Annotated in this window: 14 protein-coding genes, 3 tRNA genes and 1 riboswitch; of the genes, 7 read left to right on the top strand and 10 right to left on the bottom strand. The window is 35.7% G+C overall.

The window, feature by feature from the left end:
* Positions 1 to 34: 34 nt before the first annotated feature.
* A riboswitch (SAM-I-IV-variant riboswitch) is annotated at positions 35 to 127 on the bottom strand.
* A 38-nt stretch (positions 128 to 165) separates the two neighbouring features.
* The 8 genes from recG to Q1V95_RS09965 form a co-directional block, all read right to left on the bottom strand.
* Positions 166 to 2,253, bottom strand: coding sequence for an ATP-dependent DNA helicase RecG (gene recG / locus Q1V95_RS10000; protein ID WP_300673285.1), 2,088 nt, complete (start codon positions 2,251 to 2,253; stop codon positions 166 to 168).
* A gap of 252 nt (positions 2,254 to 2,505) precedes the next feature.
* Positions 2,506 to 3,033 (bottom strand): thioredoxin family protein, encoded by a 528-nt coding sequence (locus Q1V95_RS09995; RefSeq protein WP_300673282.1) that lies wholly within the window; start codon positions 3,031 to 3,033, stop codon positions 2,506 to 2,508.
* Between the two features lie 28 nt (positions 3,034 to 3,061).
* On the bottom strand, positions 3,062 to 4,576 hold the full coding sequence (locus tag Q1V95_RS09990) for a peptide MFS transporter (protein ID WP_300673280.1): 1,515 nt from the start codon (positions 4,574 to 4,576) through the stop codon (positions 3,062 to 3,064).
* 12 nt (positions 4,577 to 4,588) lie between these two features.
* Positions 4,589 to 5,575, bottom strand: a complete 987-nt coding sequence (locus tag Q1V95_RS09985) for a PDDEXK nuclease domain-containing protein (RefSeq protein ID WP_366143276.1) — start codon at positions 5,573 to 5,575, stop codon at positions 4,589 to 4,591.
* A gap of 62 nt (positions 5,576 to 5,637) precedes the next feature.
* Complete coding sequence (locus tag Q1V95_RS09980; RefSeq protein ID WP_300673276.1) at positions 5,638 to 7,314, bottom strand: peptide MFS transporter; 1,677 nt, start codon at positions 7,312 to 7,314, stop codon at positions 5,638 to 5,640.
* 186 nt (positions 7,315 to 7,500) lie between these two features.
* Positions 7,501 to 9,171, bottom strand: a complete 1,671-nt coding sequence (locus Q1V95_RS09975) for a peptide MFS transporter (protein ID WP_300673274.1) — start codon at positions 9,169 to 9,171, stop codon at positions 7,501 to 7,503.
* Between the two features lie 156 nt (positions 9,172 to 9,327).
* Complete coding sequence (locus Q1V95_RS09970; RefSeq protein WP_300673272.1) at positions 9,328 to 9,975, bottom strand: hypothetical protein; 648 nt, start codon at positions 9,973 to 9,975, stop codon at positions 9,328 to 9,330.
* A 67-nt stretch (positions 9,976 to 10,042) separates the two neighbouring features.
* Positions 10,043 to 12,172, bottom strand: a complete 2,130-nt coding sequence (locus Q1V95_RS09965; protein WP_300673270.1) for a S9 family peptidase — start codon at positions 12,170 to 12,172, stop codon at positions 10,043 to 10,045.
* Positions 12,173 to 12,303: 131 nt separating this feature from the next.
* Between Q1V95_RS09965 and Q1V95_RS09960 the strand changes: the two genes are divergently transcribed.
* The 3 genes from Q1V95_RS09960 (at position 12,304) to mtaB (ending at position 14,418) form a co-directional block, all read left to right on the top strand.
* The gene (locus tag Q1V95_RS09960) at positions 12,304 to 12,780 is read left to right on the top strand and encodes a hypothetical protein (protein ID WP_300673268.1); all 477 of its coding nucleotides are present in this window, start codon (positions 12,304 to 12,306) and stop codon (positions 12,778 to 12,780) included.
* A gap of 4 nt (positions 12,781 to 12,784) precedes the next feature.
* Entirely contained in the window at positions 12,785 to 12,979 is a 195-nt protein-coding gene (locus Q1V95_RS09955; protein ID WP_300673266.1) for a DUF6496 domain-containing protein, read from the top strand.
* A gap of 83 nt (positions 12,980 to 13,062) precedes the next feature.
* Positions 13,063 to 14,418, top strand: a complete 1,356-nt coding sequence (mtaB, locus tag Q1V95_RS09950) for a tRNA (N(6)-L-threonylcarbamoyladenosine(37)-C(2))-methylthiotransferase MtaB (RefSeq protein ID WP_300673264.1) — start codon at positions 13,063 to 13,065, stop codon at positions 14,416 to 14,418.
* 72 nt (positions 14,419 to 14,490) lie between these two features.
* Here mtaB and Q1V95_RS09945 read toward each other — a convergent pair whose 3' ends face one another.
* Positions 14,491 to 15,225, bottom strand: coding sequence for a hypothetical protein (locus Q1V95_RS09945; RefSeq protein WP_300673263.1), 735 nt, complete (start codon positions 15,223 to 15,225; stop codon positions 14,491 to 14,493).
* A 55-nt stretch (positions 15,226 to 15,280) separates the two neighbouring features.
* On the opposite strand from Q1V95_RS09945, the gene Q1V95_RS09940 reads away from it, so the two are divergent.
* Complete coding sequence (locus tag Q1V95_RS09940) at positions 15,281 to 15,724, top strand: RNA-binding S4 domain-containing protein (RefSeq protein ID WP_300673261.1); 444 nt, start codon at positions 15,281 to 15,283, stop codon at positions 15,722 to 15,724.
* A gap of 18 nt (positions 15,725 to 15,742) precedes the next feature.
* Here the strand turns inward: Q1V95_RS09940 and Q1V95_RS09935 are convergent, their stop codons facing one another.
* A complete protein-coding gene (locus tag Q1V95_RS09935; protein ID WP_300673259.1) occupies positions 15,743 to 16,261 on the bottom strand; it encodes a shikimate kinase in 519 nt (172 codons plus the stop codon).
* A 118-nt stretch (positions 16,262 to 16,379) separates the two neighbouring features.
* On the opposite strand from Q1V95_RS09935, the gene Q1V95_RS09930 reads away from it, so the two are divergent.
* The 3 genes from Q1V95_RS09930 (at position 16,380) to Q1V95_RS09920 (ending at position 16,689) form a co-directional block, all read left to right on the top strand.
* Positions 16,380 to 16,452 (top strand) — tRNA-Lys (locus Q1V95_RS09930).
* A gap of 49 nt (positions 16,453 to 16,501) precedes the next feature.
* A tRNA-Leu gene (locus Q1V95_RS09925) sits at positions 16,502 to 16,584 on the top strand.
* A 32-nt stretch (positions 16,585 to 16,616) separates the two neighbouring features.
* Positions 16,617 to 16,689 (top strand) — tRNA-Lys (locus tag Q1V95_RS09920).
* The last annotated feature ends 27 nt before the right edge of the window (positions 16,690 to 16,716 follow it).

Genomic DNA, 16,716 nt, shown 5'->3' with positions numbered 1-16,716 from the left:
TCATACGTCGTTATTTGGCGAAGTCAGCAGAAGATAGTTCAACATTTTTTCCAAAAATTGGCTTATCGTTTTAGCACCTTGCTTGTTTTGCAGGTTGCTACCTCTGCTGAGGTTCGGGATAAAAGTGCGACAAAAATAGGTGTAAAAATCTAAAATACCAAATCCTTAAGAAATCTTAGACCACTTGTTTTTGCCTTTGTATTGTCTAACATAGAAGTTTTTCATGCTTTGATGATTGGGATGGACAAGAAGCGCATCTTTTTCTAAAAGCTGTTCTACAGCGAGTTTTGCCAGTTTTATAATTTGCGAATCCGTCATTAGATTTAATTTTTTAAAATCGACAACGCCACTTTGCTGCGTTCCTAGAATGTCGCCTGGACCACGAAGTTCCATATCAACTTCGGAGATTTTGAAACCGTCGTTGGTTTCGCACATCGTTTTGATGCGTTTGCGACTTTCCGCAGAAAGCTTGTCAGACGTCATCAAAATACAATAACTCTGTTCGGCGCCACGACCAACACGCCCACGAAGCTGATGAAGTTGAGAAAGTCCAAATCTTTCGGCGCTTTCGATAACCATAACCGAGGCATTCGGAACATTAACACCTACTTCGATAACGGTTGTTGCAACCATAATTTGTGCATTTCCCGAGGCAAAATATTGCATCGCTTGGTCTTTTTCGTCAGGCTTCATTCGGCCATGAAGCATAGCGATATTATAACTTTTGAAATGGTTGAGAATGTGGTCAAAACCATCTTGCAAGTTTTTGTAGTCCAAAGTTTCGGATTCTTCGATTAATGGATACACGAAATAAACTTGGCGCCCTTTCTTTAATTCTTCGTGGCAAAAGTTATAAACATAAGCGCGGTCTTTTTCGCGACGGTGTGCTGTGACAATAGGTTTACGACCAACTGGCATTTCGTCGATGACGGAAACATCAAGGTCAGAATAAAAACTCATCGCCAAAGTTCGTGGAATTGGCGTTGCTGTCATCACCAAAATATGTGGCGGAATTTTGTTCTTCGCCCAAAGTTTGGCGCGTTGTGCTACACCAAATCGGTGTTGCTCATCAATAATCACCAAGCCCAAATTTTTGAACTGAACGATGTCTTCCAAAACGGCGTGTGTCCCAATCAAAATGGAAAGTTCTCCAGATAATAATTCTTCGTGGATGATTTTTCGTTCGGAAGTTTTAGTAGAACCTGTCAGCAATTTGACTTTAACATTAGAATCTTTTAATAAATCTTGAATGGAATTAAAATGTTGTTGCGCCAAAATCTCAGTCGGTGCCATCATACAACTTTGGAAATTGTTGTCCATCGCAATGAGCATCGTCAAAAGTGCAACCATCGTTTTGCCCGAGCCTACGTCGCCTTGCAACAAGCGATTCATTTGGGTGGCGCGCTTCATATCGGTTCGGATTTCTTTGAGAACGCGTTTTTGAGCGCCCGTTAAATCAAAAGGCAAATTGTTGTTGTAGAAATTATTAAAATAATCACCAACAATCGGAAACGGATTTCCGATGGATTTGGTGTGCTGATGCAGTTTTTTCAAGCCGAAGCCCAATTGAAAAAAGAAGGCTTCCTCGAATTTTATTCGGCGGTCGGCTTCTTGTGCCAACTTTGGGTTTTGTGGAAAATGTATGTTGTAAAAAGCATCCAATCTTCCTAAAAGTTTTAAAGCTTTTATTAAATTTTCGGGGAGATTTTCGTCGATAAGTTGTGGCAGGTTTTTTAGAATTTCATAGATAACATTCTGAAACAACTTATTGTTAATACCTCTTTTGGTAAGTTTTTCGCTGCTAGAATAGACGGGAAGCAAAGTTCCGGAAATGGCTTTGGCCTCGTCGGTTTCTATTTCGGGATGTGGCATCGAAAAGCTGTTGTTAAAAGCTTGTATTTTTCCAAAGATAAATAGGTCTTTGTTAACAGGGATGCTTTCTTTCATCCATTTGCTGTAACGAAACCACACCAAATCGATTGTTCCTGTTTGATCTCGGAATTTTGCGCTTAGCCGTTTTCCTTTTGGTGAAACGACTTCTTGGATGTCCGTAATTTTTCCTTTTAATTGAATGTCAATATCCAAACTCGGACTAAGTTCGGAAACGGTATAGATTTTTGATTTGTCGATATATCGAATCGGGTAGAAGTTGATAAAGTCTTCCAAATTGTGAATGCCCAACACATTTTTGATGAGTTTTGCGCGTTCGGTTCCGATACCTTTTATAAATTCTATGGGTGTGTCTAGATTCAAAGTTTTGACGAAAAATCAATTGGCAATTTAAGCTTTTTTGAAGGGATTAAAAAATGAATTGGGGAGACAAATTGTGATTTTTAGCCCTGATGGAAGCGGCATCCTTTGCGATGTGGCGCGAGGCGGCGGAGCGTAGCGGAGCCGTCCGAGTGCCACATCGCAAAGATACAGCGGACAGCGGGCGAGTATCTAGATGAGGTAACCTAATATTACCTGCTCCTAAAAAAGAAAAACTTCAGAAATACTGAAGTTTTAATCTTTTATTTTTGACTTAAATTTTCGTTGGTAGTCGTCCCATTGCTGGCGACTTTTGATACTTTTGTAATCTTGCGTACTAATCATCGAGAAATAAGGTTCGATATCTTTGGCAGAAAGTGCGCCCATCAAGCTGGTTATCGGTGCGGCGTGCTCATCCAAAAATACTAAAGTCGGAACTGTGGAGATATTCATATACTTTGCGAAAGGATGCATCGCGGTTTGGGGAAGGCTGTCTGCTCTGTCAAATTCGCGTCCTCGAAAGTTAACTTTCTCCTTACTGTCTGCAAAAAACTTGACAGCATAGTACTTATCTGCAATCATCTTGGCAATGACAGGATTGTCGAAAGCTAGATTTTCCATCTTTTGGCAAGGTGTGCAATTGTCGTCAGTAAAAGCAATGAAGATTTTTTTCGGTATTTTCTTTTGGGCTTCTAGCGCCTCGTTAATCGTTATCCAATGCACTTGTGCAAAAGATAAATACGATGATAATGTGAAAAATACAGCGAAAAAAATCTTCATCATAATTTTATTTTATGAAGAAGCTCGATTTCTATCTTACTTCTTGCATTAATTTTTTAACAATAGGAGATATCAAAATTAATACCACACCAGCAATTAGTGCATATAGTCCTAATTGTTTGTAGCCGTCTGTGTAGGTTAAAAGTGCTTCTGCTTTGCTTGCATTTTCTCTTGCTTCCGCCATATTCGCACCAATTAATCCTGCAACATATTGACCATAAGCTGATGCTAAAAACCACATTCCCATCATGATACCTTGAAGTTTTGCAGGTGATAGTTTTGTCATAATTGAAAGTCCAATTGGTGATAAACAAAGCTCTCCAATGGTGATGACAAGTAATGCCGTTGTAAAGATATCCAATGATGAAACGCCGTCTGTTGCAAAGAATCTTGTTGCAAATAAAACATAATATCCTAGTCCTAAGAAGATAAATCCTAGTCCGAATTTGATTATGGTATTTGGTTCTAGTTTTCTTTTTCCTAGCCAAATCCAAAGAAGTCCAAATAAAGGCGCTAGCAAAATAATGAAAAATGCACCACCAGAATTGTTAACGCCATTTGGGTCAACAGTTAATCCTACTAATGAGTCATTCAGGTTTTTGGCTGCGAAAATACTTAGTGAACCACCGCTTTGCTCATAGATTCCCCAGAAGATAATTGAGAAAATAATGAATACCAATGCTGCTATTAATTTTTTACGCTCAGCTGGCGATACTTTTGACATTTCGTAAAAAAGATATACCAAAGTTGCTGGACCGATAATGTACATGAAATAATCGGTGTACTCCGTTTTTGATACCATTACTTGGATTAATGGAATCAGCAATAAAGTCCCAACATAGACTGCATATTCTGCCCATTTTGGAAGCGGTTTTGTTTTTACGATAGCATCAGGATGTCCTGGCTGCAACCCTATTGGACCAAGTTTCTTTTTAGTGAAATGAAAATTAATTAAACTAACCAACATACCAATAGCTGCTAATCCGAAAGCAACATTCCAACGGTGTGCTTCGTCGATAACTGATGAAAGCATATAACCTTTACCAATTGCCACACAAACGTAACCACCTAGGAAAGCTCCTAGATTAATTCCTGCATAGAATAATGAAAACCCTGCATCAGTTCTGTTATCGCCTTCTTTGTAAAGTTCTCCAACCATTGTCGAAATGTTTGGCTTGAAAAAACCTGTACCGATAATAATAAAGGCAAGTCCAAAAAAGAAGTAAACATGTGGGTCAAGTGCAAGAAGAGCACTACCAACAATCATTAAACTTCCTCCCCAAAAAAGAGATTTTCTGAAACCTAAAATCTTATCCGCAAAAAGACCACCGATAAAAGTAAATGCATAGACAAATGCTTGTGTTGCGCCATATTGTAAGTTGGCGTCTTTTTCGTGGAAGTTAAGTTGGTGAATCATAAAGAATACCAACATCCCACGCATACCGTAGAAGCAGAAACGCTCCCACATTTCAGAAAAGAAAAGACTCCAAATTTGTTTTGGATATTTACCTTTAAAATCCTGAATTTCTTGTAATGTTAAACTCATTTTTTAATTAATTTATTTTTTGTTTTCCTGTTCCAACTCAAAACGAATTCGATCTTGGTCAATGATTTGTTTTAGTTCGTCTTCTTTGGGCAAATAAATTAGATACTTGCTTGCAAAAAGATTGTTTTTATCATTAAGAACAGAATATTTTACAATGGTTTCATCTTTTTCGGAACAAAGCAAAATTCCGATTGTAGGATTATCACCATCATTTCTTTTCAAATCATCATACATTCTTACATACATGTCAATTTGTCCAATATCTTGGTGGGAAAGCTCGCCCGTTTTCAAATCGATAATTACAAAGCATTTTAAAATGTAATTGTAGAAAACCAAATCGATATAAAAGTCAGATGTATCAGTAGAAATGTGTTGTTGTCTTCCAACAAATGCAAAGCCTTTCCCAAATTCTAACAAGAATTTTTGAATATGATCAATTATTCCAGTTTCAATATCTTTCTCTGAAATTTTTTCATCGGTTTTTAAACCTAGAAATTCAAAAATATAAGGGTCTTTTAGAACGTTTTGTATATTTTCTAAAGGCGATTTTTTATGCTCAACAACTCTTTCAAAAGCGAGTGAGTTTATTTGACGTTTTAGATCTCTGGAACTCCAATTGTTTTGAATGGACTCTTCTATGTAATATTGGGATTTTTGTTGATTGTCTATCTTTAAAAGCAAACGATAATGCGTCCAACTCAATTCGTGACGCAGTGCGTCAACAATTGGGAAAGCTTTATAAAACTTTCGCATATTGGAGAGATTTGTATAATCAAAACCTTTTCCAAATTCTAGAGAAAGCTTTTCTGAGAGGTTTTTAAGAACGAATTTTCCGTAGTCTGCGCGATCTTTGCCTAGTTGCTCATCTTCGACAATTAATTGTCCAATTTGCCAATAGCTAAGTAAAAGCGTAGAATTTGCCACACGAAAAACTTTTTCTCGTGCCAGAGAAATTATTTGTTTTATAGATTGAAACAAAGAATCTTCGGAAATTTCCATCATACGAAAATACAAAAAAACCTCCGATTGCTCAGAGGTTTTATTTATAAATTTGAGTGGTATTAGTTTATACCATGCATCATCTTTTTAAGTTTAGGAGAAATAACAGCTAACAAAATACCTGCTATACCACATAATACTACAAATACCATAAAGAACTCATAAAGATTGTGGATTTCGAAACCAGCAAATGAGTGATTAGCTAATGGGATTTGGTTTTTAGTTAATAGTTCAGTTTGTGCAGAGGTTAAGCTTACTTTTTTGTCAAGTACATCTTGCAAATTAATACCTAGTTCTTCTGCTTTTTTAAACTTATCACCTGTAGCAGGCATAATTGATCCTAATGTTCCTGCTAACGCATATCCAGCGGCATTCGAGATGAAGAACACACCATACAATAATGATGCAAATCTTTTTGGAGCTAATTTTCCTACCAATGATAAACCAATAGGTGATAAACAAAGCTCTCCACATGTTTGCAAGAAATATAGTAAGATTAACCATTTTATCGCTAATAATCCACTATTTCCTAAATCTTTAACATTGTGCGCTAATATAAAGTAGCTGATTGCAATAATTACCAAGCCCATAGCTTGTTTAAGCGGAGATACAGGTTCTTTGCCAACACCTCTTAATTTGTCCCAAAGATAGCTGAAAGGTACAGCCATTGCTACAATAAATAGTCCGTTAAATATTTGTACCATTGATGGTGGCATAATCCATCCAAAAAAGTTACGGTCTGTTTGGTTGTCAGCAATAAAGGTTAATGAAGAACCTGCCTGCTCAAAGGCAGCCCAAAAGAAAATAACGAAGAATGATACAACATAAATTACTAAAATTCTATCTCTTTCAATTTTAGTAATAGAAGAGTCTGAGATAATAAGACCTGCAAGTGTTAAACCAGCAGCATATACTAGTGAGTATACAACATTCTGTCCAGCAGCAAAATGAAATGCTAATCCAAGAACTAAGAAAGCTAATACTGCAACGATAATCGATTTTGATGAGAATTTTGCAGACTGAGCTTCTCCCTCTTCAAAGTCTTCAGCTGTATTATTTTTTGGTAAGCCTCCAATTGGACGACCCTCTGGTGTTACAACATATTTGTTTTTAAGAAAGAAAAAAGTAATAGTCCCCAACATCATCGCAAGTGAAGCTGCCAAGAATCCCCATCTAAAAGCATGGATGTCACGCACGCCGTCAACACTTTTAACATCGCCTAATAATGGACAAATCAACTGTCCAAGGAAAGCTCCTAGGTTAATCCCCATATAGAAAATTGTAAATGCAGAATCAAGCTTATTTTTTTCTTGTTTTGGATAAAGACTACCAACCATTGAGGAAATGTTTGGTTTGAAGAATCCATTTCCGAAGATGATAATACCTAGAGATACCCAAAGTAGTGTTTTTGCTAGATCTAGGTTTTGATCAAATAAACTTGCACTGCTAAAAAGAACAAATTGCCCAATCGCCATTAAGCTTCCTCCTAGAATGATACAGTTACGGTTACCCAAATATTTGTCAGCAATGAATCCTCCTAGCATTGGTGTTAAATAACAAAGTGCTAAAAATCCACCATAAATAATCGAAGTTTCCGATTCAATAATACCTAGAGAGTTAATCATAAAGAGCGTCAAAAGTGCTCTCATCCCGTAGAAGTTAAAACGCTCCCACATCTCTGTTCCGAACAGTACCCAAAGTCCTTTAGGATGACTAGAATTCGACTTAGCTATATCCATATTTATTTTATTGTTAATTTTTTGTTAAGACTGACAAATATAGCTTTTTTTTGAAAATGGCATGACTATAATCATAAAAAGATGCTGTTTTTTAATGGTTTTTCGCGTTTTGTTCCTTTTTTGAACTTTATTAAACAAAAAAATCTCTACATTGCTGTAGAGATTTTCGTTTTGATTATCAAAGGATTAGTGTCCTTTTTCTTTCATGATTTTGTTAAGACGTTTTAACATCGATAAGCCTAAAATTGTTGCAAAAATTAACAATGCAAAGTTCACTAGGAAGTAATAAGCTTTGTTATCATAATTGTACCATGTACTTGCCAAAATTCCTGAAAGCTTGTTCCCGACAGAGTTTGCAAGGAAAAAGCCTCCCATCATCAAAGCTGTTAATCTTGCAGGTGATAATTTAGACACAAAAGATAATCCCATCGGAGAAAGGCATAATTCGCCGACGGTGATAACGCCATACGACGCGAATAGCCAAAGTGCCGAAACTTTAACATAACCATTTTGTCCTGCATATACAGCGCCTACCATCACGAGACATGATAATGCGGAAATAAAAAGTCCTAAAACAATTTTTGACGGTGTTAAAGGTTCTTTTCCTTTTTTTCTTAAGAAAGCCCAAACGCCTACTACAACTGGTGTTAACGCAATGACCCAAAATGGATTAATAGATTGGAATAATTCTGTGTTATAGAGGAAAACTTTATGATCTTTTTGCGCTTCTATTTTTGCTCTTTCTTCTGGCGAAATATTTCGGAAATAGACATCCTTACCTTGTTCTTTTAACGGCGTTCCATCTGCTGCTTTTTGAGCTCGGAATTGGTTATCATAGACATTGACTTCTTTAGTTTCGTAGCTTTTTTCTTCAACTAAAAATAGCGCAGCCAAAGGTTTTTCTAAAGATTCCGAAACCGAACGATCGGTGTAGTAATTCGTCCATCTTGTTAAAGCAGTTCCATTTTGTTTGAAAACTGCCCAAAAGAACATACTTACCAAAAATATTGATAAAAGTGCACCAATAGAAGGTTTTTCAATAGGATTTGCTTTTAGATAAAGTGAAACATAGAAGTAGATTACTGGTATACATGCAAAGATAAATGCATCGGTATTTGTACTTCCGAAAATTGTACTTCCAAAAAGCATAGTTGGTACAAACCATCCAATAACACCAGCGATAATTGCAGGTGCAAAAACCTTTATAAGAATCTCAGAAAGCTTCGTATCACCCTCTTGTACAGGCTTCATCTGCGCAGCATGTAGATAGTGTTTTCTACCAATCGAGAAAATTACCAATCCTACCAACATCCCTACACCTGCAGTGATAAAGGCTTCGCCCCAACCGAATTTATTTCGCATAAATGCGGCGATAATGTTACAGATAAAGGCACCAATATTAATTCCCATATAGAAAATATTGTAGCCTGAATCCTTATTGGCTTTGTAAGGTTCTTCAGAATAAAGATTTCCTAGAAGTGTAGAAATAGTCGGTTTGAAGAAACCATTTCCGATAACAATTAATGCTAAAGATGTGTAGAATAAAGGTTTGTCTGTGAAAACGCCCAATCCAATATAACCAGCTGCCATCAAGACGCCACCAAGATAAATGGATTTGATATAACCCAAAACTCTGTCAGCAAGGAAACCTCCAATAAAAGGCGTGAGGTATGTTAAAGCGATGAAAGTACCAAAAATATCATCTGCATCTTTATCTTCAAAACCTAAACCTCCGTGTGCGCCTTGTGGCTCGATAAGGTATAGTACAAAAATTCCCAATATCAAATAGTAACCAAATCGCTCCCACATTTCGGTAAAGAAAAGATAGGGAAGCCCTTTAGGATGCTTGCTCTTCATAACTTTATTTTTTCAAATTTGTCAAAAATAAGATTTTTATTCGATAGATAACGTAAATATTAACTTCAATTTTAATTTTGTTTAACAATTGATTTTAAATAAAAACAGCCTTCAAAGTTTTGAAAGCCATTTTTGTAAATTCTTGATTATGATTTTTTATTTTTTAAATGCCGATTTGGAAGCTTCATAATATTCATTAATTCGCTTAATCATTTCTTGTCGACCATCTTGTATTTCTGCAATTACTTTAGGATCTTTTGTTTCTAATAATTTTAGCATCTCGCAATATCGCTCTTCCACAGGTTGTTTTTTATAGGTCTTGTCATATTTAACCAAATAGGTGTAAGGTTCTTTTTCGTAGTAATCAATTGCCATTTTTAAAATTCGATGATAGTTTGCTACATCAGCTGATAAGAATAAGTAGGAATTTTCTTCTAGCATATCTGCCGTTTCATCATTGCCGTAATGTCCTAAAGTCGAAGCGTTAAAATCTGCTGCGCGTAATTGGGTTAAATAATACAAAAATCCGCTTTCGTTGTATTTTCCTTTCTTATAATATTCATTGGCTCTTCTGATGTATGCATCTGGATAGTTTTTAGAATCCAATTTTTTGGTTTCTTCAAATAATTTTTTGCTGTCAAAGGCGACTGTTTTTTTATGCGCTTGAATAGAATCTGCTGCATCAACGAGTCTTTTGTAATATAAGATATAATCCAACTCTTCATTTCCAGTTGGTTTTGTTTGAGCAAAATAACAATGTCCAAAGATTATAAGGCTAAATATTAGCAGTGATTTTTTTATCATTATTCGGGTTTTCAACAAATCTAAATAAAAAAAATCCGACTTCAAAAGTTGAAATCGGATTTCTGTTTTATAAATTTTCCAAAATATAATTGGTCATTTTTTCATAAAGTTGAGGTCTTGTTTGACCACCGTAGATGCCATGGTTCTTGTCAGGATAAGCCATAAAGTCGAATTGTTTTTTATTCTGAATCAAAGCTTCTGAGAATTCCATTGCATTTTGGAAATGTACATTGTCATCCGCCGTTCCGTGGATCATCAAAAATTTTCCTTTCAGCAATTTAGCATAAGTTGTTGGCGAGTTAAGATCATAACCATCTTTGTTTTCTTGCGGTGTTTGTAAAAATCTTTCGGTGTAGATGGAGTCGTAATATCTCCAGTTGGTAACTGGCGCAACAGCAATTCCCATTTTGAAAACATCAGCACCTTTTGTCATCGCTAAGCTTGACATATAGCCACCAAAGCTCCATCCGAAGATTCCGATTCTTGATTTATCAACATAGGATTGATTTCCTAGCCATTTAGCAGCTGTAATTTGGTCTTCAATTTCGTATTTGCCGAGTTGCTTGTAAGTTGATTTTTTGTAAGCTGTTCCTTTGTAACCAGTACCACGACCATCAACACAAACAACCAAATAGCCTTTTTGAGCTAACATATCGAACCAAATTCCATTGCCATTATCCCATGAGTTAGACACTTGCTGCGAACCCGGACCAGAATATTGGAACATGAAAACTGGATATTTTTTTGCTGGATTAAAATCTTTAGGTTTTATCATCCAAGCATTCATTTGGTCACCAACTGCATTCGGAATGGTTAAAAATTCTTTGGTTAAGAAATTGTCTTTTTTAAGTTTAGCAAGTTGATCGTCGTTATTTTGTAATTCTTTAATCGTTTTGCCATCACCATCTTTCAAAACATATTTGAAAGGCATTTTTGCAGTCGAAGTCGTATTGATGAAGTAATTAAAATTCTTGCTGAAATCAGCTTTGTTATTTCCCTCATTTTCAGAGATAATCTGCGCTTTTCCAGAGTTGATATTTAATTTAGAAACAACTTTATTGATGCTTCCATTCTGGGTTGTTTGTAAAAATACTTCTTTAGATTTTGGATTGTATCCGTAGTAATCTGTGATTTCCCAATCGCCTTTGGAAACTTGTTTCTTAAGTTTGCCGTTGGTGTCATACCAATAAAGATGACGGTGTCCATCACGCTCCGATGCCCAAAGGAAAGAATTGTCATCCAAGAATTCCATGGTTAGATTGTCGGTTTCTATCCAAGCATTATCCGTTTCCGTGAATAATTTTTGCACGGAAGCATTTTGCGTATTGATTTTTAACAAATCAACTTTATTTTGATGTCTGTTGGAGGTTGCTACAATAATCTCGTTGTTGGCATTGGTTTGGAAAATCTGCGGAATGTAATAGTTTTCAAAACTTCCCAAATTAAGTGTTGATAATTTTGAAGTCGCTAATTGATACAAATGCGCTGTAACGCTAGAATTTTCTTCACCCGCTTTTGGATATTTGTAAGTCATTAAAGTTGGATACAAATTATTGCCATACAGCGGAATATTAATTTCTGGAACTTTAGTTTCATCAAATCTTACAAATACAATCGCATCGCCAGCTTTGTTCCATTGGTAGAAATCTGGATGTCCAAATTCTTCCTCATACACCCAATCGCCAAGACCGTTGATAATTTCGTTTTTCTTACCATCAGTCGTTATTTGCGTGATTTTTTGTGTATTTAAGTCTTGATAAAATAAATTATTATCAGCGATAAAAGCCACTTTGGAGCCATCAGGAGAAAATTTTGGTTCCTGAATCCATTTGCCATTGTTTAGGCTAACAACTTTTCCGTCTTTAAGATTTTTAACATCAAATTTCCCAAAGAACGAATGTCTGTAGATTGGTTCGCTCTCTTTTAAAAGTAAAATATGAGATTCGTCGTCAGAAAATGTGTAAGACAAGAAATTTCCGTCAACAATATTTCCTGATTTGGAAGATGTTTTATAAGAGTACTTTGCAATACCGCCTTGTTCAATCGTTGCATAATTTTCGCCATCTTTCAGCGAAGCAATTCCAGCAATACCTTTTCCTCTGTAATAACCAGAGTATATTTTGTCTAATGTAATTTCTTGCGCTTTAACATTGTAGAATGCTGCAATCACCAAACTGGATAGAATTATCTTTTTCATTATAAATAATTGGAATTAACTTCTGTAAAGATACAGTTTTTGACGATATATTAAGGATTTGTAAATGATAATAAACGCTTCTTGGCAACATTATTGTATCATTTTGATTACACTAAAACAAAATTTTTGCTATGGAAAATACTGATATTAGAAGTCGTTTGACAAAGTATGAATTCGATAACGAGGTGCTTTACACAAAGTTTAATTCCTTTGCAGAAGCCGAACAGTTTGCAAAAGAAAATAACGGAAGCCTTACAGAAGTCGGATTTTTGGATGGAAATGACAATCCTGTTTTTGATAATTCTGCGGGATTGATTGCTAAAAAAGATTATTTTGCTGCAGACCCGAATCCAAATTATGAAGTTATTCATTCGGGGAATCCTTTGTTTAAAGATTTGGTAGCAAAATATTTGAAAAGAGAAGAAGAGATTAAAGGCAAAAGTATTGAAGAAGAGATTCTTTCGGATTCCGATGCTTTGATTTCTGAGGATGGTGTTTTTGTTATTGATAAAAAAGGCGAAATACAAAATGTGACATCTAGAGAACGACTGCGTTTTTTAATGCATACAAAAGTATATGAACTAGGTGTTTTAACTCCTAAATCTTAGAGAAATGAGTACGCGAAAATATTCTAAAAAGGCTGAAGAGAGAATTGCGGAAGTCATGCACGAATACAAAGATGGCACGCTGAAATCCAGCTCTGGCAAAAAAGTAACTGACAGAAAACAAGCTATTGCAATAGGGATTTCCGAAGCTCGAGGAAAAGGGTTGAAGGTTCCGAAGGAGCCAACAACTAAGAAAAAATAATCCACAAGTCAGCTTCGGTTGACTTTTTTTGTGTCGAATCTCATTTTGATGCAATTACAAATTATTAGTAATTTTGCAGACTTATGACAGAACAAAATCAACAGCCTAAAACGGTGGCTTTCCATACTTTAGGATGTAAACTTAACTTTGCTGAAACTTCTACTATCGCCCGTCAATTGACTGATGCGGGTTATGATAAAGTGGAATTTGATCAAGCAGCAAAAGTCTATATTATTAATACATGTTCGGTTACCGAAAATGCAGATAGAGAATGTAAGCTTCACGTAAAGCGTGCGATGAAGGCTAATCCAGAAGGTTTGGTCGCTATTATTGGATGTTATGCGCAGTTGAAGCCAGAGGAGATTTCAAATATTGAAGGTGTCGATTTAGTACTTGGTGCGAAAGAAAAATTTAATATTTTAAGTTATCTCAACGATTTAGAGAAGTGTGAAAGCTCGGCTGAGGTTCATTCTTGTGAAATTGATGAAGCAGATTTCTTCATTGGATCATATTCGATTGGAGACAGAACGCGTGCTTTTCTAAAAGTGCAAGATGGTTGCGATTACAAATGTACCTATTGTACAATTCCGTTAGCTAGAGGGATTTCTAGAAGTGATACAATCGAAAACGTTGTAAATAATGCCAAAGAAATCGCAGCTAAAGATATTAAAGAAATTGTACTGACTGGAGTTAATATCGGTGACTACGGAAAAGGTGAGTTCGGAAACAAAAAACACGAGCATACTTTTTTGGATTTAATTTCGGAATTAGATAAAGTTGATGGCATCGAAAGAATCAGAATTTCGTCTATTGAACCAAATTTGCTAAAAGACGAAAGCATCGATTTGGTGTCAAAAAGTAGAAGTTTTGTGCCACATTTTCATATTCCGTTGCAGTCAGGAAGCGATGAGATTTTAAAGAAAATGAAACGCCGTTATTTAACGAATCTTTATCAAAATAGAGTTTCAAAAATTCGTGAAGTAATGCCTGATGCTTGTATTGGTGTGGATGTTATTGTTGGCTTTCCAGGCGAGACTGAGGAAAAGTTTATGGAAACTTATAATTTCTTGAATGAGTTGCCAATTAGTTATCTCCATGTTTTTACCTATTCCGAAAGAGAAAATACGGAAGCTGCAGATATGGAAGGTATTGTGCCAATCCCTGAGCGTAAAAAGCGTAACAAAATGCTTCGTATTTTATCCGAGAAAAAGAAAATGGCATTTTACCAAACACAATTGGGTAAGACCTTGCCCGTTCTTTGGGAGCACGAAAACAAAAATGGCTTTATGTATGGTTTTACAGAAAATTATGTCCGTGTTAAAAAAACATTCGACGTTAATTCTGTTAACCAAATAGAGATGCTAAAACTTACGAAAATCGATGACGAAGGTGTTGTGACTGTAGAAGCTGCTTTCGAAGATTTTTTAGCAAAGGTTTAAGTTTAAACTTTATAGAAATAAAAAAGAGAATCAAATATTTGATTCTCTTTTTTATTTTTTTAAATCCAAAAATTAAGGTTTTGGTCGTGCAATAGCTTTATAAACTTGGAAGTTGAAAACCATTGTTCTATTTCTAAGCGATACAGCAGAATAACTAGGTGCTTGATAATAATCATTTCTTGCAAAAGCTGCTCTAGATGGAACAATAATTAAACCCTGAAGATTGGGAATAGCTGAGTCTTCCTGCTCTGTTGATTTAAAGTGTTGTAATGCATCGTGGAAACCTTTAATTTGGTAATAATTACGATCTATATTCTTATTGTCAGCCATAAATTTTTCAGTAACATAATAATAAGGTGGATCCAGTTGTGGATTTCCTGTACCAAATATGTCATTTGAGAACAGCATTCCATAACGAAGTTTTACTTCATTGTCTTCATTAGTTGCCCAGTAAGACATTGTTGTACTCATTATTCTAATACTGTCCGTCGCTGCAATTGGTCTACCTGGATCTGGTTGTGCATCAGGTCTTTTGATGATGATCGTTCCGTCGTCTAGGGTTTCTTTTGGATAACTAGATAATTTGGGATTAGTACTATCACTTGTATCGGTTGTACTAAAAGCTTTAACATTTCCTTGTGCATCAAAATAATTGCCATCCAAGAACTTTGCAATTGCTTGGTCGTCATATTGATTTTGTATGTCAATAGTTGGTTCTGTATACGCAGGTGTGTCGTCTCCATTGTCTTTCTTACAGCTTTGTAGTGCCAATGCACATACAGCAAAACCGAATATTATTTTTTTCATTTTTGAATTTAATCTTAAATTGCCGATTATTTAACGGAGCAAAAGTATAAAAAATATGCGAATTGATAAATTTTTATGGAGTGTTCGATTTTATAAGACTAGAAGTATAGCAGCTGACGAGATCAAAAAGAACCGTGTAAGCATCGGTGCATCGCCCGTAAAGTCTTCTAAAGAGGTAAAAGTTGGTGATATTATTAAAATTCGAAAAAATCAAATCGATTATAAAATTGAAGTTCTTCAAATTCCTAAAAGTAGAATTGGAGCTAAGTTGGTAATGCTGCACGTTGTAGATAGAACAGACAAAGAACAATACGAAATTCTAAAAATGCGTCAAAGTTCTCAAAACTATTACAGAAATAGGGGAGAAGGTCGACCAACGAAAAAGGATCGACGAGAGATTGAGGGCTTCTTAGATGTAGAAGGTGACGAGGAAGAGTTGATGGATGAAGAATCTTGGGGTCAATTTTTTAATGAAACAAAAGAAGACGAGGATAATTAATTCTCGTCTTCTTCATTTTTATTTTATATCTAATGTCGCAATAATCTCATCAACTATTTCCTCTGGTGATTTGTTATTGGTATTGATTGTGTAATTCGCTTGAGAATAAAATGCATTTCTTTCGAATAGATGTTTTGCAATAAACTCAGGAAGTTCTTCATCTGACAGTCTAGCAATTAGTGGACGTTTTGCTTTTTGTCGTAACAGTCTTTCCGTTAAAGTACCAACTGAGGCTTGTAGAAAGATGCTTTTTGACTTTTGGTTGATGATTTCCATATTGTTGTAATATACAGGAGTGCCACCACCGAGACTCAAAACGATATTATCTTCAAGTTTCAAAATTTCTTCAAGAATTGATTTTTCTTCCTTGCGAAAGAAGATTTCTCCTCGCTCAGCGAAGATTTCGGAGATTTTTTTCTGATGTTTCAAAATTATTTGCTGGTCAAGGTCAATTAATTTGAAATTTATTTTTTGGCTTAAGAGTTTGGAAATGTGTGATTTTCCGCTTCCCATATAGCCGATTAGGGAAATTATCATGTTTTTATTTTCAACAAATTTCGAAAAAAATTTTGAGAATCAAAAAAAAGCTATATCTTTGCACCACTAAAAACAAGGGATGTTACTCGAATATGATAACAAACTTGTCAAAGTGGCCGACTCGGTAGCTCAGCTGGTAGAGCAATACACTTTTAATGTATGGGTCCTGGGTTCGAATCCCAGCCGGGTCACTAGCTTAATAATTTGAAATAAAGATTTATTCTTTATAGAAAATTTTAAGCCTGCGTGGTGAAATTGGTAGACACGCCATCTTGAGGGGGTGGTTTCCTAAGGATGTGCTGGTTCGAGTCCAGTCGCAGGCACAAGCAAAAAACTAGAATAAGCAATTATTCAAGACTCGGTAGCTCAGCTGGTAGAGCAATACACTTTTAATGTATGGGTCCTGGGTTCGAATCCCAGCCGGGTCACAAATTTACCTCATAGTAAATTTTTTT

The organism is Soonwooa sp. (genome assembly GCF_030151385.1).
GTDB lineage: Bacteria > Bacteroidota > Bacteroidia > Flavobacteriales > Weeksellaceae > Soonwooa.
Note: the sequence above shows the minus strand (reverse complement) of the source record. Positions and strands in the feature narration are given on the sequence as shown.

What these genes read in the sequence shown, in the direction of transcription:
- Q1V95_RS09995 (WP_300673282.1), bottom strand. Translation starts at nt 3,033, where the DNA reads ATGATGAAGATTTTTTTCGCTGTATTTTTCACATTATCATCGTATTTA.
- Q1V95_RS09990 (WP_300673280.1), bottom strand. Translation starts at nt 4,576, where the DNA reads ATGAGTTTAACATTACAAGAAATTCAGGATTTTAAAGGTAAATATCCA.
- Q1V95_RS09985 (WP_366143276.1), bottom strand. Translation starts at nt 5,575, where the DNA reads ATGGAAATTTCCGAAGATTCTTTGTTTCAATCTATAAAACAAATAATT.
- Q1V95_RS09980 (WP_300673276.1), bottom strand. Translation starts at nt 7,314, where the DNA reads ATGGATATAGCTAAGTCGAATTCTAGTCATCCTAAAGGACTTTGGGTA.
- Q1V95_RS09975 (WP_300673274.1), bottom strand. Translation starts at nt 9,171, where the DNA reads ATGAAGAGCAAGCATCCTAAAGGGCTTCCCTATCTTTTCTTTACCGAA.
- Q1V95_RS09970 (WP_300673272.1), bottom strand. Translation starts at nt 9,975, where the DNA reads ATGATAAAAAAATCACTGCTAATATTTAGCCTTATAATCTTTGGACAT.
- Q1V95_RS09965 (WP_300673270.1), bottom strand. Translation starts at nt 12,172, where the DNA reads ATGAAAAAGATAATTCTATCCAGTTTGGTGATTGCAGCATTCTACAAT.
- Q1V95_RS09960 (WP_300673268.1), top strand. Translation starts at nt 12,304, where the DNA reads ATGGAAAATACTGATATTAGAAGTCGTTTGACAAAGTATGAATTCGAT.
- Q1V95_RS09955 (WP_300673266.1), top strand. Translation starts at nt 12,785, where the DNA reads ATGAGTACGCGAAAATATTCTAAAAAGGCTGAAGAGAGAATTGCGGAA.
- mtaB (WP_300673264.1), top strand. Translation starts at nt 13,063, where the DNA reads ATGACAGAACAAAATCAACAGCCTAAAACGGTGGCTTTCCATACTTTA.
- Q1V95_RS09945 (WP_300673263.1), bottom strand. Translation starts at nt 15,225, where the DNA reads ATGAAAAAAATAATATTCGGTTTTGCTGTATGTGCATTGGCACTACAA.
- Q1V95_RS09940 (WP_300673261.1), top strand. Translation starts at nt 15,281, where the DNA reads ATGCGAATTGATAAATTTTTATGGAGTGTTCGATTTTATAAGACTAGA.
- Q1V95_RS09935 (WP_300673259.1), bottom strand. Translation starts at nt 16,261, where the DNA reads ATGATAATTTCCCTAATCGGCTATATGGGAAGCGGAAAATCACACATT.